Source organism: Luteolibacter yonseiensis, assembly GCF_016595465.1.
Classification (GTDB): domain Bacteria; phylum Verrucomicrobiota; class Verrucomicrobiia; order Verrucomicrobiales; family Akkermansiaceae; genus Luteolibacter; species Luteolibacter yonseiensis.
The window spans coordinates 1,092,809-1,110,480 of sequence record NZ_JAENIK010000012.1 but is presented as its reverse complement, the minus strand read 5'-3'; the positions used below and the strand labels follow the sequence as shown (position 1 = coordinate 1,110,480).

The 17,672-nt window shown below is 60.6% G+C and carries 10 protein-coding genes and 1 pseudogene; 5 read left to right on the top strand and 6 right to left on the bottom strand.

What is annotated here, in order from left to right:
• Positions 1-26 precede the first annotated feature (26 nt).
• From JIN84_RS20320 to JIN84_RS20295, 6 genes are all read right to left on the bottom strand, one after another.
• Positions 27-1,937 (bottom strand): endonuclease/exonuclease/phosphatase family protein, encoded by a 1,911-nt coding sequence (locus tag JIN84_RS20320; protein WP_200352903.1) that lies wholly within the window; start codon positions 1,935-1,937, stop codon positions 27-29.
• Between the two features lie 122 nt (positions 1,938-2,059).
• The gene (locus JIN84_RS20315) at positions 2,060-3,886 is read right to left on the bottom strand and encodes an HAD-IA family hydrolase (RefSeq protein ID WP_200352902.1); all 1,827 of its coding nucleotides are present in this window, start codon (positions 3,884-3,886) and stop codon (positions 2,060-2,062) included.
• 210 nt (positions 3,887-4,096) lie between these two features.
• Complete coding sequence (locus tag JIN84_RS20310) at positions 4,097-4,786, bottom strand: hypothetical protein (protein ID WP_200352901.1); 690 nt, start codon at positions 4,784-4,786, stop codon at positions 4,097-4,099.
• Between the two features lie 323 nt (positions 4,787-5,109).
• Positions 5,110-5,544, bottom strand: coding sequence for a hypothetical protein (locus JIN84_RS20305; RefSeq protein ID WP_200352900.1), 435 nt, complete (start codon positions 5,542-5,544; stop codon positions 5,110-5,112).
• Between the two features lie 21 nt (positions 5,545-5,565).
• On the bottom strand, positions 5,566-6,054 hold the full coding sequence (locus JIN84_RS20300; RefSeq protein ID WP_200352899.1) for an RNA polymerase sigma factor: 489 nt from the start codon (positions 6,052-6,054) through the stop codon (positions 5,566-5,568).
• Between the two features lie 67 nt (positions 6,055-6,121).
• Positions 6,122-7,018, bottom strand: a complete 897-nt coding sequence (locus JIN84_RS20295) for a hypothetical protein (protein ID WP_200352898.1) — start codon at positions 7,016-7,018, stop codon at positions 6,122-6,124.
• 179 nt (positions 7,019-7,197) lie between these two features.
• Here JIN84_RS20295 and JIN84_RS20290 point away from each other — a divergent pair.
• From JIN84_RS20290 to JIN84_RS20275, 5 genes and pseudogenes are all read left to right on the top strand, one after another.
• Positions 7,198-11,121, top strand: a pseudogene (locus JIN84_RS20290) (beta strand repeat-containing protein); the annotation flags it as partial.
• A 291-nt stretch (positions 11,122-11,412) separates the two neighbouring features.
• Positions 11,413-12,219 carry an autotransporter-associated beta strand repeat-containing protein gene (locus tag JIN84_RS23570; RefSeq protein WP_425602309.1) on the top strand — a complete coding sequence of 269 codons (807 nt, stop codon included), beginning with the start codon at positions 11,413-11,415 and terminating at the stop codon, positions 12,217-12,219.
• A 222-nt stretch (positions 12,220-12,441) separates the two neighbouring features.
• Positions 12,442-13,206, top strand: coding sequence for a 3-keto-disaccharide hydrolase (locus JIN84_RS20285; protein ID WP_200352896.1), 765 nt, complete (start codon positions 12,442-12,444; stop codon positions 13,204-13,206).
• 116 nt (positions 13,207-13,322) lie between these two features.
• Entirely contained in the window at positions 13,323-14,726 is a 1,404-nt protein-coding gene (locus tag JIN84_RS20280) for a Gfo/Idh/MocA family oxidoreductase (RefSeq protein ID WP_200352966.1), read from the top strand.
• A gap of 387 nt (positions 14,727-15,113) precedes the next feature.
• The gene (locus JIN84_RS20275; RefSeq protein ID WP_200352895.1) at positions 15,114-17,423 is read left to right on the top strand and encodes an alginate lyase family protein; all 2,310 of its coding nucleotides are present in this window, start codon (positions 15,114-15,116) and stop codon (positions 17,421-17,423) included.
• The last annotated feature ends 249 nt before the right edge of the window (positions 17,424-17,672 follow it).

The window sequence follows — 17,672 nt, the reverse complement described above, 5'->3', positions numbered from 1 at the left end:
TCTCCTTGCCAGGGCTTCGATCCTGCTTAAAAATGAGAAAGTCGGTAAAAGCTGCTCACACCGTTTGTCGGTGCCGGGAGGTTCCGCAGATGCAGTTTCCACCGTGCCGGGAACAGACGCTCGATGACCGACAGCGTGGGACTCTTCAACAATGGATCTTCATCAAATGACCAGACCGTGGTCCACTGCGTGAGATTTTCCGAACGTTGCAAACGCAGCCCGTTGCCCAGCGCGAGGTCGGAAACATGGAAGGATAGGTCGGGCACGGCGGACGTCGCGCTCGGGGAGAATTCCACGGCATGGCCGGATGCCCCGACAGGCGGCAGACCGAGCAGCATCGATGTGCGGTTGCTCAGGCCGTCGTTGTTCGCATCGCCTTGGGGGATGCTGCCGAGGGACTGGAACCAGCGTTGTTCCCATGCGTCGCTGACGCCGTTTCCATCGGTATCCGCCGAGGCGAGGGCATAGGTCGTGACCATCGAGAAGTGATCGGATGGCCAGGTGTTGTTGAGGACGGGGGTGACATCCGTGCCCCAGGCTCCCACTTTGGTTTCCACCGCGGTGGCGAACATCTCGGAGTCCAGCACCCGCAATGCCTTGCCCTTGTAATAGATGAAGTCGATGCGGTCCTGCGCTTCGGTGCCCTTGTGGATGCTGGACCACGAATTGGCCGGATCGGAAGCGGGGTCCGGATGGGCGATGCGGAACGAATCAAGGAGACCTGCGGCGTGGATGCGCGTGCTGACCGGCCATGCGACCGGGCCGACTCCGCCGTGGCTGGATGCCGTGGCGGCGGTCCAGTCGAGGTGTGACGGCACGTTGAAGTCACCGGTCAACACGACAGGCAGTTGGTCCGCCGCAGCGAGGCGGGAGGTCATTGCCTGGAGTACGGCGGCCATTTGGGTATCCCGGGCCGAGCGTGCTTCCTCCGCCAGAACACTCTGCGGCGTTGCTCCTGCGACACGGGCGGCGTAAGGTCCGTAATAGAGATAATCCAGATGGCAGTTCAGCATCACCATGTCACGTTCCGGACTTGTGGCCACGCGGATGCGCGCTCCCACGCCGATCCCGGCATTGAAGTTCTCCACAATCGGATAACGGCTGACCACCTGCGTGCTGCCGGTGCCGCTTGTCGCGCGATACCAGCCGAGTTCATCGGCAAGCGCCTGCGCCTGGGTGGCGGAGGATTCCTGAAGACCCACGATGTCCGCATCCGCCTGGAGGATGGAATTCACCCCTTTTTGAAACCCGTCTTTCACCTGTGACCATTCTTTCCAGACGTTGTAGCTCATTACCTTGAGCCGGGAGATATGCTCCTGACCTGCCGGGAAGACTTCAAACGTCAGCGGAATGTCGGCGGTCGGAACTCCCGCAGCACCAGCGAGGCGGATGCGTGCCGTTTGGATCCCGGCGTCCGTGATGCCTGGCGTTCCAGAAATGACACCCGCCGCGGAAACGTTCAACCACGACGGTCCTTCCACCTTGGTGAAGCTGCGGACGGTGGCGGGGGTGGCGAATGCCGAGATCTTCGCCGAATAAGCGGTGCCGGCAACCGCATGACGGAGGCGGATGGAGGAAGTCCGCCAGGTGGAGGGGGTGCTGTTGGCGATCGTCAGGGTGACCGGGCCCGCGAGGATTCCGTAGGCGTCATTGGCGAGAAAGTAGACGCCGTAGGTGCCGGCCCCCAAGGTCGGATTATTGAAGGTCACCGAACCCGAGGGGAAGCTCCCGCTCGCGGTTTTCGTACCATTGGTGTAAAACCACAGCAGGGAAACCGGATTGCCGCTCGGAGTGATCCCCGGGGAATAGATGCCGATCCAGTCCTTGGTATTTCCGGGGCCGCCGGAAAAGTTCACCGTGATGTTTTCACCGGGTTCATAGCTTGTTTTGCTGAGGCTGACGGCCGGGGCCGCACAGGCGCTTCCTGCCAAAGCCATGGAAACCAGGAGATGTCGTATGTTGGAGAGAGTTTTGAGGATCATCTTTCCTTCACACTGGGTGGGAGGAAAAACGACGGCAACGGGCAGAAGCGACGGATCTTGGGCAATTTCGCCGGAACCTAAGAGACCGGAAACGGCATGAACGCATGCCAGTCGATGTCCTCCAATGAGGAAATCCGGATGATCGATCGGGATCCGGGAACTTCGTTTCCCGGGTTGTTCCCGACCCGGACCACCTTCATTCCTGCCGCGGTGGCGGCGGCGGCGCCTCTTTCGCTGTCTTCGATCGCGAGGCAGATGGAGGGATCGGCTCCGAGGCGCCGGCTCGTGAGTAGGAAAACATCCGGCGCTGGCTTGCCCTGCGGCACCTCGTCGCCTCCTGACCGGGCGGAGAAATAGCCCGCCAGTCCGGCGGCATGCAGACAAGTGTCGATGTCCGCCACGTCGCTGGAACTCGCGATGCCGAGGGGAACGGACCGCTCGCAGAGCGCTTCCAGGCAGGCGACCACGCCGGGGAGGGGAGGCAGGGGAGTGGATCGGAGGATCTGTCCGAGGCTGTCGCGCCAGTCGGTCCGGAACCTTGCGGCATCGAAGCCGGCACCTGCTGTCGAGATGAGCTGCTGTTCGATGGCTGTGTTCGACGCACCGATGAAATCCCGGGCGTAGGTTTCCTCCGTCAGTTCCATTCCCTGGGCCGCGAAAGCCGTCCGGTAGGCTTCGAAGTAGAGAGGTTCCGAGTCGATGAGCGTACCATCGAGATCAAAAACCACGGCCCACCTGGGACGGGTTGGAGACGGTGATTCGTTCCTCACTTCACGTTCGCGGAATGAGGAGGGGCTCTCACCGGTCGAGCGGGTGAAGAAGCGTCCCATTTCATGACAAGAGACGAAGCCCATGTGTTCCGCGATTTGGGCAAAGGAAAACCGTGGTTCGAGAAGGAGGGTGCGGAGGTGGGCGAGACGGACCCTTTGGATTTCCTGTTTCGGACCGTGCCCGAGAGCGGCTGAGAAACGGGCCTTGATGGTGGTGAGGGAAAGAGGACTGCCCGCGACGAGTTCGGAAACGCGGATCGGATCACGGGGCGCTTCCAACCGTATCCGGCGGATGATGCCTTGGATGCTCGGATCGACGGTGCCAAGGGTATCGCTGGAGCGGCGGACGATGACGGCGCCGGGTGCGACGGTGGTGCGGAGATTGTCCGTCTGGAGACCGCTCCCGGACATCTGTTGTTCCAAAAGTTCCGCGACATGTCTGCCGATCGGGAAAGCCGGATAGACGATCGTGCTGAGCGCGGGTGAGGAGGAGAAGCAGTAGGCCGGGTCATCGCCGAAACCAATGACGGCCAGATCCTCCGGCACCCGGATGCCCAGCCCTGCCGCCGCGCGGATGGCCACGCTGGCAAGCGCATCGTCAACGGCGAACAAGCCGCAGGGCTTGGGCAGGCGGCGGAGGAATTCGGCTGTTTCCGCCTCGACCTCGCGCCATGTGTCCTTTTTCCAAAGCGGGCGCCCTTGAAGGTAGTGGACCGACGGCTGGCGGGCGAATTCGGCGAGGCGTTCCCGGAATCCGCCGAGCCGCTCCCGCGCGTAACGCCGGAGGCCCGGAGCGTATTCCTGTTCGCGGTAAATCGTCTCCCCGCGTGCGAGAAACGCGTGGTTTTCCAGTCCGCAGGCGACGAGATGTTCCGCCGCGATCCGCCCGACGTGGTGGTTGTCCGGAATCACCCGGGGAAACCCATCCGACGGTCCCTCCGTGCTGGTGATGACCACTGCCACGCCGCGCTGGCGGAACGCGGAGAGCTCCTCCTGCGTGGCGCGGAAGAGAATGACACCGTCTCCGTTCCAGTGCCGGTCGATGCGGATCGCCTCCATTTCACCGAACGAGTCGTTTTCAGTGACGAGCGTCCATGGCTCCCGCGCCCGCAGGTAGTCGGTCACGCCTTCCATCAGCCGGGAGCCATACGAAGTCCATGTAGGAAAACGTATCCCGACTTTGGGTGGAGATGGGCGATCGGAAAACAAGCGGGATGAGCGTTTGGCGCGGGAGATGGATAGTCAAGCGGTGGCTGTGAGGAGCGCGTCAGCCTGAACGCCGCTTGCCGGGGATATCCTGTCCCAAGGCTGATCCGCCGGACAGAACGACGACGCCCCCACCGTTCAGGCGGATCTGCGCTGCCTGCGGACCAGCAGGCCCACCGTGCCGGCGAGACCGAGCAGACATGCGCTTGGCTCGGGCACCACTGAGACGCTCACATTGTCCACATAACCGTCGATATAGGCCCCCTGCGGGGTTTTTCCCTCGGTGATGCTTATGGAGAACGAACGCGCGCCTGTGGGAATGATCCCCGACAGCGATGCTTCTCCCCAGCCTCTGGAACCCGTGCCGCCCGACAATGCCGCGACGAATGCCGGTCCACCGATGGCAAGCGGCGTACCGATCGCCGCGTTCAGCGAGTCCAGATACTGGACGGTCACCACCGCGAAGTCGTTCTGGCTCTCGTAGGTGCTGAACTGCGCCGCCAGGCTGAGGGTGAGTGCTCCGGAATCGATGGCGATGCCGTCATATCCCAAGGTGGCGAGATTGTAGGTGGGGCCGTTGAATGTCGTTTGGAATGTCACAGCGTTCCCGCCCGCCGGATTGCCACCATGGGCATACTTGAAGCCCGGGGATGCCAGTCCGTTCGCAAGGGTGTAGTTTGCGGTGTAGTTATAGGTGGGGAGGTTGAAGACATTTGTGCCGCCCTCGAAGGTTTCCAAAAGAACCGTCGCCGCGCCCGCCGATGGAGCAAACAACGGAATGAGAAGGCCGAGGGTGGAGCCCGTGATGAGTTTTTTCAAAGGAGTCATGGTATCAGGAGTGGTGGGGGTTGATGATGATTTCAGCTCGCGTCTGGTACGCGACTCGCATTGAAACCAGTTCATCCCGGCGGGAATAAGTGGCAAAATCGCCGGACACTGGGCATTTTCACTGGTCTGGTGCTCCGGTTTTCTCCGGCGATCCTTTGAAGCCACCAGAGCAGGCATTCTTCAGAGAGAAGGAAGGCTTCGCGCCCGGCAACGGCCCGGCCGATAGCGCCTGAGGCCGGACGGTTGTCCGGAGTTCGCGCTTCAGCATGCTCTTCCGAATGGCCACGGGAAGTTGTGCGCCCGCCGGATGACCACAGGCCACCTCACTCGGCCTCCACACTCAACGACGGCAGGGCGTTGATGAGGAAGTGTCCCGCCCGTCTCGCATCACGCCTCAGGGCACGGGCCTCCCGTTCGAGCGGGTTTTCAAAAAGGGCGGTGAACCTGCGTTCTTCCGCGACCACCTCATTGACGGCGGCTTCGACATGGGGAGCTTCGACAGGAGGTTCTACGACCGGGACTGGCTCGATCCGTGTGACGGGGGAATGCTGCGACTGTTGGAGAGGCCGCAGCATGATGACTCCCACCGCTGCTGCGGCAGGCAAAACCAACCATGCCCAAAACCGCGCTTTCCGGGTCCGTTCAACGGCGTCGATTGAGGAAAGTATCCTTTCTTCCAAGTCTGGTGGGGCGGTCACCCGCGGTTTTTCCATGCGCAGCAGGTCCTCGATTTCTTGATAGGTTTCCGGATCTTTCATGGTGATAACGAAGTGGGGTGGTCAGGCGGTCTTTTTACGGAGGGTTTCAGCGAGGGTTTTCCGGGCACGGTGGAGCAGGACTTTCACCGCGATCTCCCGTTTGCCCAGGATCGTCGCCACATCCCGGACCGGCAGCTCCTCGCCATAGTGAAGCCATACGGCGCTGTAGGCATCCGGCTTGAGTTTGAGTCTCGCCATCTCCCACAGCCATGGTGCGGACACCGATGGCTCCGGCTCGGCGGGAAAGGGGAGGATGGCGGGGAGTGGACGGACTTTTCTCAACGCGCTGATGGATTGCCTGCGGGCGAGTGTCAGCAGCCATGGCAGCAAGGGCTGCGCGGGATCGAACCTGTCGAATTTTTTCCATGCCAGCAGGAAGGTCTCCTGGGTGAGATCCTCGGCATCCTGCCGGTGGCGTGCGAGCGTGAGGAGAAATCCGAAGACGTTCCCATTGTAACGGTGGACCAGCTTGCCGAACGCCGCCGCGGATCCGCGGCGAGCCTGTTCCACGAGAACGGCGTCATCTGGAAACGGAGTCGGAGAGCTGGAAAAATCCCTGTTCACAGGCATGCGCGCTTCAGCGGCTCTCAAGCTTCTTTCCTTCCTCCACGGCTTTTTCCATCAGGGGAATCCACTCGTCGACGGGCAGGCTGAGCGCGGCGGTGAATACGGGCGCGCGCGTGACGGAGTCAAGCTCGGCGCGCAGATCCAGGCCTTCCAGCTTCGCGTCCGGGATCTGGGCGAAGGCGATGATGCCATCGATCATCCTGCGCAGGCGGTCCGCATCGCTGTTGCTTTCGGTTTCCGCGCTGGCCCGCAGGACAAAGCGTCCGTCGGATTCGAGTGCGGCAAGTTGCAGGGTTTTCGCCATGCGGACGAGCTTGGCCAGATCGGATGGCAGCCCTATTTCCGAGATCCTTGCCCTGGCGACGAGCAGAGGCTTGCCACTTTCGTTGGCTGTGAAACTGTCCTCGGCGGCGGGGGGAGGCGTTTTCAGTGTGTCGAGCGCCCGTTTCAAACCCTCTTCCTGCCTGCTGAAAACCAGCAGGTTTTCATTGGCAAATGCCGCATACTGCCTCACTCCATCGTCCAGCCAGGAATGGACGACGGTTCCGGCGTGGGTGAGTTGGGCGGCTGTGTCCGCGAACCGCAGCAGGGATTCAAGACCCTGCCGGTCGAATTTTCCATCGATCAGTGCGGCGGAATTCTCAGGCGTGCCATCTCCATAGAGGGTGATGCCGTGGATCTCATCCAACGGTTGCAGGGTGAAGAAGGCCGTGAGCGATGGAAAACGTTCCTCGTGGTTGGCCTCGATCAATGAGAAAACCGCTTGGCCCGTGCGGCTTTCACGCATGGCGTCGATGTCCGCGTGGACCATCCACTTCGCTCCGGATGATATTTGCGAAGGCTGCCACTGGCCTGCGGTCAGAGGGGTGAGGAATGCGAAAAACAAGCTGAGGACAGGTAGTTTCATGGATATTGGTGCTTTCATCCGGAAGTACGCCCGGGGCCCGCGAAAGGTTACAAAAATTTCGTAAGCCATTTCCGCCCGGGGGACTCGGTGGCTCGGATGAGGGGCTGCTGAAAGCTAACTTTTCAGAACAATCGTGTCGGTATCGGGGGGAGTATCCCGTTTGTCCTTTTACGGAGGCGATGATTCCAACCCGGTCCGCTCCAAATCCTTCCAACCCTTACATACTGTCTATGAAACCCTTTCGAAGCCTGAGCATTCTGAGTATTTTCGTTTCCATGAGCACTCCACTCATGGCCCAGTCCACCTGGACCGGCGCGACCACGAACTGGTCCACCGCCACGAACTGGACTCCCGGTCTCCCCGCAAGCGGCGCGAATGTCACCATCGCCGATGCCACCACCAACGGAACGCTCACTCTGGACGATGGGTCTCATACCATTGGCAGTTTCACCTTCGGTGCGACCGGCACGCGGACGAACGCGCTCGTCGTCCAAACCAACACCGCCAACACCTTGACCATCGGCGGCGGGCTCACCGCGAACGGTTCCTTCACGGCGATCGGACTGCGTCTGAGGGGGAACTATGTGATTCCTTCGGACCAGGCTTGGCAGGTCAACGGTTTGGTGGGTTCGCACTCGGTTGACTCCGGTGTGGCTGTCAACGAGGTTTCTGCCGGGAACCTCGGGACGTTCGCCTTGAATGCGAACCTCAGCAAATCCGGCCCGGGCCAGCTCACCTTCGGGGCCACCACCATCAGTGGCGCGGGTGACATCAACATCAACGAGGGTTCCGTCAAGCTCAACGGCGGCGGCTCCATGCTGCTCACCGTCGGAGGTGCGGGCAAGATCGCGGTGAACAATTCCTCCAGCCTGATTTTTTCGAAGAATTCGGGGACTTTCAACATCGCAAGGTTCCTCCAGTTCAATAACACGTCCAATCTCGTCACCGGCAGCGGATCCAATGGCACGACCGGCACCTTCGATGTTCCGGCCAACATGGAGTGGAACGGTATCCATACCATTTCCAACAATACCAACGCCAACAACGTCGGAACCGTGAACTACCGGTTCACGGGCGTCATGTCCGGTTCCGGCAGCATCACGAAGAACGGTGCCAGCCAGCTCATCCTTGCCGGAACCACCGCCAACACGCTCGGCGGGCAGGTCACCGTCGCGGCCGGAGAGCTGAGTCTTGACAAGACCGGGGTGGTCGCCGTTCCCGGCAATGTCGTTCTCACGGGCGGAGTTCTCCGCATCAACCAGTCGAACCAGATCGCGAATACCTCGAGCATCGTGGTGACGGGCGGAGGAATCACTTTCACCGCGGACCGGACCCAGACCCTCTCCTCGCTGAGCATCGGTTCGGCGGCCGTTTCCAGTCTTTCGGGATTCAATGTGACCGGAGTCACCGCTCTCACTTCCGGCCGCCACCAGATCAACTCCGGCCAGACGTTCACGACCCAAAGCCTGTCCGTTTCAAACAACAGCATCCTCCAGTTTGTCGGCAATTCGGCCACCACATCTTCGACTGCCAATGTGGGAGCGGGTGGGCTCGTTCTGACCAATGGAATCGTCCAGTTCGGGGACGCCGTGTCCCCAACGGGCTACACCGCCGCAAACCAGTTCAACCTTTCGGGTGATGTCGTGTCCACGGGGAACAGCGCCTTCACCATCCTCAATGGGAATGGCCCGAGACTTCTTGATCTGCAAGGAGGCTCCCGTGCGTTCGCGGTGAACGACGGTACCTTGGAGATCAAGGCCAGCGTGCAGAACGGCACGTTTGTGAAGTCGGGCGCCGGCTCGCTGCTTCTCTCCTATGGCGGATCCACCGCCAACTTCTCCTTCACCGAAGGGCCCGTCCGGATCGCGGGCCAGACGAATGCGGGAAACATCAGCCTCTCGGCAGGTTCGCTGCAAATGGACGTCAGCGGTGACACTCCCGCGAAGATCGTCACTACGGGTGATTTCACCCTGACAGGCGGTTCCATCGAAATCGCTTCGGCTGTAGGAAATGTCACCCCCGGAGTCATCGAGCTTGTCCGCTATGGTGGAAATCTCGTCGGCACTCCCACGATCAACATCCCGCCGCAGCTTCAGGGCAGCCGGGTGAATCCGGTCATCAGCTACGGAACCGGCAGCAACAGCGCGATCACCCTCACCTCCACCGCCGTGCCTCTCGGCCTCGTCTGGTCCGGTGCGACGGGTGGAATCTGGGATAACAACAACACCTCGAACTTCAACGCGGGTGCCCAGAAATTCTATCCGCTCGACTCCGTGACTTTCAACGACACCGGAGCCAACGCCTCGGTGGTTCTCAACAGCGTCGTCGTGCCAACGGATGTCCAGTTCAACCACGGGGAAACAAGGCCGACGTATACGGTGTCCGGCACCGGAGGCATCGGCGGGATCACCAACCTCACGAAAAGCGGGACAGGAACCACCATCCTCGCCACGGACAATACCTACACGGGCACGACCAATATCTTGGAAGGCATCCTGCAGGTTGGCAGTGGCGGCCTTGTCGGCAGCCTGGGAACCGGTCCTGTCGCGGTGAATTCCGAATTGTTCCTTTCTCCAACTCTCGCGTTCTCCCGGGCGGGGACCGCTGTGGTTGGCAACATCATCACCGGTAATGGAAATATCCGCAACAACGGTCCGGGCACTGTCGCTTTCACAGCGAACAGCACAGGCTTCACCGGCTCTGTTGCGGTCGCCGCAGGAACCCTGCAGTTTGGCGATGGCGGGGCGGATGGTTCCCTGGGCGGCGCGTTCATCGACGTGTCGGGTGGAGCCACCTTCGCCATCAAGCGGACGGGCACTCCCACCATCGTCAACTCGATCTCCGGCCTGGGTGGAGTCTCCGTCATCGGTGGAAGTCCCATTCTGGCGGGTTCCAACTCATCCGAAGGAGGGCTCACGATCAGGGATGGCGGCGTGGTCCGCACAACCAGTGATTTCACACTCGGTGGTTATGCCAACGAAGTGGTCCCGAACGCCATCCGCCTGATCTCCGGCGGTCTCAAGAACCAGGACTCGGACACCTCCACCGATATCAATCGTGGAATCACCATCACCGACGAAGCCTATTTCACCGCAGGCTGGATCAAGTCGCTGACCATCGGAGGACCGATCACCGGAACGGGTAATGTTTTCATCAACTATGATTCCGGCAGAGTCGTTTTTGCCAATACCACGAGTGATTGGAATGGCAGCCTGACCATCGGTGCCGAGAAACCCGGCTTCACCACCGGGTATGCGGGCACCTTTCAAATCAACACCATCAACAATGCCGGCGAGGCCGGAACCCTGGGCAAGGCATCGGCGGACGCGGCAAACCTGGCCTTCAACAACGGACGTCTGGTTTACACCGGCGAAAACGCTTCCTCTAACCGCGGCTTCACCCTGCAAGGAGCGGGAACGATCGAGGTCGTGAATGCCACAACAGCCCTTGCCCTGAGCGGCAACGCCACGGGTCCGGGTGCTTTCACCAAGCTGGGAGCCGGCACGCTGGTCCTGAGCGGGAACAGCGACTTCGCGGGAATCAAGACGATCAGCGCGGGAACGGTGGTTCTGAAATCCACCAACGGTCTCGGCGGCACCGAGGGCTTTGTGAAATTCACCACCGGAGCCTCCGCTCCTGGCATCCTTGAACTGGCCACCAACACCAGTGTCGCGGCTTATGGCCTCGACATGGCGGCCGGCACGCAAGGCACGATCCAGTCCGGTGTGGGAACACCCGGCCCCGGCATCAATCACACGCTTGGAAACTTCACCCTTTCCAGCGCGACCCTCAATGTCGTGGCCAGCCCGAGCGTCACCGGTGGAGATCCCCGGGTGACCATCGGCAGCCTCAGCCTCTCCGCGGGAGCCGTTGGAACGACGACCTTCAATCCGACTACCGCGAACATCACGCTCGGGCCGGTTTCGATCGGTATCGGAAATTTCGCAAAAACGCTGTCCCTCGGCGGAACCAGTGTGGGCAACCAGGCTTCGGGCGTCATCAGCGACGGTCTCAACGTGGTTTCGCTGACGAAAGCCAATGACAGCACCTGGACGGTATCGGGCAACAACACCTTCACCGGAAACGTGACCGTCGATGACGGAGTGCTGTCCCTCACCCACAGCAACGCCTTGGGCGCCGCTGGCAAGACTCTCATCATCGCCGGTGATGCGGGGGGCAACCGGATTCCGGAGCTTCAGCTGAGCGGCAATATCTCACCTGTGGTGGCGAACCTCCAGATCTCGGGAGCCGGTGTGGGCAACCTGACCGGTGCGCTCCGCAACGTATCGGGCAACAATACGATCACGGTCACCACCCAGGTGACGATGAGGACTGGAAACGGCAATACCACCCTCTTTTCAGACGCGGGCACACTCACGTTGAACTCTCCGTTGGTGACGGCCAATGCGACCGGTCGCGCACTCACCCTCGCCGGCCCCGGCAACGGTATCATCAACGCGGTCATCGCGAACGGTTCCACCGGAGCTCTCCCCGTCACCAAGACCGGTGCGGGAACATGGACGCTCAACGGTGCCCAGACCTACAGCGGTGCCACCACGGTCAACGAAGGCACCCTGTCCCTCGGACAGGCCGCCCTCAGCGATACGGCTGCCGTCGTCATCGCCAGCGGTGCCAAGCTCAACCTGAACTTCACGGGTATCGACCGTGTCGGCTCCCTGACCATCAATGGAGAATTGAAGCCGGAGGGCGTTTACGACGCCAACAACACCGCGGGATTCATCACAGGCACAGGCAGCATCCGTGTGGGCGCCGGGCCTCAGGGCTACACCACCTGGGCTTCGAACTATCCGTTCACCGTCGGAGTCAACGACGGGCCGAACCAGGATCCGGACGGAGATGGCATCAGCAACCTCCTCGAATACGTGCTCGGCGGCGTGCCTGTCGGAACGGGGGCGGCAAACACCTCCATCCTGCCAACCCAAGCGCTCAACGCCACCGCACTGGTGCTCACATTCCGGCGCAGCGATATTTCGGAGTCCGACGTGACCCTCAAGGTCCAGTGGTCCGACAATCTCGTGACCTGGAACGACTTCGCCACCATTGGTGCGGTGGATTCGCTTCCTGCGGTGGACATCACCGAGAACTCGCCCAATGCGGATCTCGATACCGTGGTGGTCACCATTCCAAGAAGCACCACATCCGGCGGCAAACTGTTCGCTCGTGTGAAAGCTTCGAAATAACACGTGGAAACATCCGGGGCGGCTGGAAAGCAAACATCCGGCCGCCCTTCTTCTCCAACTCCCCCCGGAGATACGACATCACCTGACAAACGACCGGAATTCCGGCTCCGGAGCGCTTCTCATGAAGCGGCGTGCCGATGTTATGGAATCCGGACGATGATCCAATTCATACTAATTTTTTGACCAATACCGGCCATTTTTTCCAGTAAACAAATCCGTCACATGAAAACCTCATTGTTCCTCAACGTCGCGTTCCTTTGCAGTTTGCTCCCCGCCATCGCCGCGGATCCGAACACCCTCACTCCGGCCGAGAAATCCGCCGGCTGGCGGTTGCTATGGGATGGAAAATCCTCCGACGGCTGGCGCTCCGCCAAGTCGGAGTCGTTCCCGAAAAAAGGCTGGGGCATCAAGGACGGTGTCCTCAGCGTGCGGGCCAGCGACGGCGGCGAGTCCACCGGTGGCGGCGACATCATTTCCAAGGACCGATTCTCGGACTTCGAACTGTCCGTGGATTTCAAGATCACCGAAGGGGCGAACAGCGGCATCAAATACTTCGTCCAGCCGAACCTGAAGCCCATCGACAAGGTGACCGGCAAGCCGGCCGCTGTCGGCTCCGCCATCGGTCTCGAGTTCCAGATCCTCGATGATGTCCGTCACCCGGATGCGAAGCTGGGCAAGAACGGCAACCGTACCATCGGCTCCCTCTATGACCTGATCACCGCCGACAAGAACAAGAAGGTGAACCCCATCGGCGAGTGGAACACCGCCCGCATCGTGGTGAAGGGCAATCATGTGGAACACTGGCTCAACGGCGACAAGGTCGTGGAATATGAGCGTTCCTCCGCGGACTACCGCAAGCACGTCGCCGGCAGCAAATACAAGGACATCCCTGAATTCGGCGAGTGGGCTGACGGACACATCCTCATCCAGGACCACGGGAACCAGGTTTCCTACCGCAACATCAAGATCCTGGTGGCGAAAAAGTAACCCGGGAAACCACTGCGGAACACCCGGAAGATGGATTGGAAAAGCAGCCGTCATCCGGAGTGTTCCGTGTCTCCGGTTTTCAAAAACCCAAATCGAAACGCCCTAAAAAACTCTGAATGAAATCTTCTTTCTCCCAATCCGACTTCCATCGCCGCTCCTTCCTGAAGGGGGCGCTGGCCACTGGCGCGCTCGCCTTCGCTCCAGGCATTCTCCGTGCCGCCCCGGGTGGCGACAAGGTGCGTCTCGCCTGCATCGGCATCGGCAACCGTGGCGCGGACGTCGTGCGCGACCTGCACAAGACCGGTCTCGCGGAGATCGTCGCGCTCTGTGACACCGACATGGGGTCGAAGCCCACCGAGCCGATCCTCAAGCTCTTTCCGAAGGTGCCACGCTTCCAGGATTTCCGGGTGCTGTTCGACAAGATGGGCAAGGACATCGATGCGGTCAGCATCGCGACGCCGGATTTCTCCCATTTCCCCATCGCCATGCTCGCCATGTCGCTCGGCAAGCACGTTTACGTGGAGAAGCCGATGGCGCACAGCTTCCTCCAGCTCGAACTGATGATGGCCGCGGAGAAGAAATACAAGGTCGCCTGCCAGATGGGCAACCAAGGCCACTCCGATGCGAACTATTTCCAGTTCAAAACATGGGTGGACTCCGGCATCATCAAGAACGTCACCAGGATCACCGCCTTCATGAACAATTCACGCCGCTGGCATGGCATGAAGGTGGACGGCTATCTGCCCGAACAACCGGTGCCCGAGTCGCTCGACTGGGATGTCTGGCTCGCCACCGCCAAACAGCACGCCTATAACAAGGGCTACACGAACGGCGACTGGCGTTCGTGGTTCGACTTCGGAAATGGCGCTCTCGGAGACTGGGGCGCGCACATCTTCGATACGTCGCACGAATTTCTCCAACTCGGCCTGCCCACCGAAGTCGAGCCCAAGCTCGAAGGCTACAGCCCGCTCATCTTCCCCCAGGCTTCCACCCTGGCCTTCCGCTTCCCGAAACGCGGGGAACTCCCGCCCGTCGAACTCACCTGGTATGACGGCCAGAACAACCTGCCTCCGCTCCCGGAAAACTTCGGAACCGCGGTGGTGGACCCGAACATCCCGCCACCGACATCCGGCAGCATCGACACGAAGAAGCAGCCACCCGGCAAGGTCATCTACGGGGAAGGTCTGGTCTTCAAGGGCGGCAGCCACGGCTCCACCTTGAAGATCCTCGGCGAACAGGGGAAGGACATGGAGTCCAAGCTGCCGAAGGTTCCCAAGAGTCCGTCCAACCATGCTGCGAATTTCCTCAAGGCGGCCAAAGGCGAGGAACAATGCCGCTCGAACTTCGCGGTGGCAGGCCCCTTGTGCCAGGCGATGGCCATCGGCGTCATCGCGCAACGCGTGAACGCCACGGTGAAGTTCGATCCGGTCACCAAGGAAATCACCAATCACAAGCTCGCCAACGAATTGCTGAAAGGTGTCCCGGCAAGACAGGATTGGCAGCAATACTACAAACTCTGAAAACCAACCTGCGGCCACCGGTCGCTTGATATACGATTGATCATGCGGGCCGCGCGCCAGGTTTCATCCTGCCGCGCGGCTTTTCGTTTCCACCCGATCCGGCGGGCGGGGCTGGTTCCCATCCACCCATATGCCTTGCACGAGAATCTGGCGGAGAATCGGCGGGAGTCCGATCGCTCCATCATCGATGATGGAATTCAGAGACCGGGGCGGTGATGGAACCACGCATTTCGCAGGAGGCTTAACAGGGAAAGGGATACTCATGCTTCCCTTGGAACCAGATCTTTTCATAAGCTGACGATTGTTCCGCCCATGGCGGCATTGTCGGGTTGTTTCCCTCGATTCCGCTTCTTCGGGCAACGCCTGTTGTTTCCCTCACCGCCTTTCATGAAATTCAGAATCCCGGCCCTGTTCGTCCTCGTCTCAATCCTGTTGCTCCTCGGTCACCAGATCACACGGGCGCAGCCGTTTGTCCATCCGGGCGGATTGCACACGAAGGAAGACCTGGACCGCATGAGAAGCAAGGTCGCCGCCCGTGAGCATCCGTGGATCGATGGCTGGAATCTCTTCATCAAGGATCCGAAGGCGCAGGACACCTACAAGGCCAGGCCCACGCCGGACCTGCGTACCCGCCAGCGTGCGCAGGATGATGCCACGGCGATGTATTACAACGCGCTGCGCTGGTATATCTCCGGTGAGAAAAGTCACGGTGACTGCGCCGTCAGGATCGCGAACGATTGGGCCTCGAAGACGTCCCTGCGACCGTATGGTGATGATCTCAGTGGTATTCCCATCGGTAGTTTCGCGCTCGCGGCGGAAGTGCTGCGGATTTACCCGGGCTGGGCGAAGAAGGATTTCGAAAAGTTCAAGGACGTCATGGTGAAGCACTGGTATCCCAAGAGCCGCGATTTTCTGAAGAACCATCGCGGAGGACCGGTGGACCGCTGTTGGGCGAATTGGGATGCCTGCAACATGCTCGCGGTGCTCGGCATCGGCGTGCTGTGCGATGATCGCGAAAAATTCAACGAGGCGGTGGAGTATTTCAAGAACGGTCCGGGCATGGGCAGCATCAGGAACGCGGTGCCATTCGTCCATCCCGGCGGACTTGGCCAGTGGCAGGAGGCGGGCCGGGACCTGGCCCATACCATGGGCGGCCAGGGACTGCTCGCGGAGTTCTGCCAGACCGCGTGGAACCAAGGGGTGGACCTCTTCGGCTACGACGACAACCGGTTGATGAAAGGGGCCGAACATACGGCTCAGTACACGCTTTGGAAGGGCGTTCCCTATACGTATTATACGAACTCGGATCATGCGAACCAGTCCTACATCTCAACCAACTACAAGGGACGTCTCGCCGCATCGCATTTCGAACTGCTTTACAACCACTACGTCGTCCGCAGGGGCTTGCAGGCGCCGAACATCAAGGCCTTCGCCGAGATGAGACGGCCCGAGCCTTCGGAAATCGATGTGTTCGGCCACGGTACGCTCGCCTTCACGCTGGACGCCTCGGCCTCGCCCTATCCGGCATTTCCGCCGCCTCCCGTGCCGCTCGATCTCACCGCGACGGCAGGCATCGGCCGTATTGATCTCGCATGGTCGCCTTCGGGAGCTTACACGGCGCATGGCTACGAAGTGTTCCGCTCGGTCTCGAAGGACGGGCCGTTCATCAGCATCCACTCGACGGACAACTGGACCACGCCTGCCTTCACGGACACCGGAGTGGAGAAAGGAAAAACTTATTTCTATGCTGTCGCGGCGCTGAGCAAGGCCGGGGCCAGCGGAAAATCCTCAGTTGCCAGCGCGGCCGCCGCCACCGGTGGGGCTCTGCCAAAGGAGTGGACCCACGAAATCCTCGGTAAACCGAAATCCGGAGGGACGGTGAAGTATGATCAAGTGGCGAATCACTCGATGGTCATCGAGGTGGCGGGCGCGGGCATCGGTGGTGCCTCTGACGGATGCGATCTGGTTTCCTCCGGCTTCAGCGGAGATTGCACCCTTACTGCCCGGTTGATCGACAGGCGTGGAGCGGTCAACCGAGTCGGACTGATGATCAGGGAAAATAACGCACCGGGCTCGAAAGCTCTTGCCCTTACCCTCGGAGACGTGGGAGGCAGGCAGACCCGTTTCGGCACGCGCGCCACGACCGGTGGCAAAATGACATCACAGTCGGGCAATGATTACACATGGCTCCCGATCTGGTTCCGGCTCCAGCGAACGGGTGATGTTTTCTCCGCATTCCAGTCCCCCGATGGAGCCACCTGGTATGAGGTGGGCAAAAGTTCCGTATCCATGTCAAAGGATGTCCTCATCGGTCTTGCGGCAAGTGCCGACGGCAAGGAGAAGGAGCGCTCCAGCGTGGCTTTCGATAATTTGACTTTGGGCGTGCGTCCACCGTCGCGGCCTGCCGCTCCCACCGGCCTTGTATCCGCAGTGTCCGGTAAAAATGAAATCCGGTTGAAGTGGACGAATCCCGCGAACGACCACGCCGGAGTGAGGGTGGAGGCTGCCAATGGGGACGGAATTTTCTACGAAATCGCCGATCTTCCACCAGCCTCGACAACCTTCGTGAACACGGGGCTGGCGACCTCGGACAAACTCCGCTATCGCATCCGCGCCTACAACATCGGGGGATTCTCGGAATATTCGAACGCAACGGAAAGCCTTTCGCCGATGAACCCTGGTGCCATGGAGAAATGACATCCACGGACGGAAAAGCTTTTCTGGCACCGAACCGGGAAATCTACGGTTGGGCGATCGATGGCATCGCCACCCATTCGCTGATCTGCACCTACGGTGGGAAAGTTCAGCGATGGCACTGCGATTCCGACAGACGGAAAACTCATGATGCGGACAGGCGTCGTCCTCAGCACTGCCGTATTCCTTCTCAAGCGGCTGTCGTAAATACGGTTTCGCCGGTGGCAGCCGGACATCATGTGGGGATGGCTG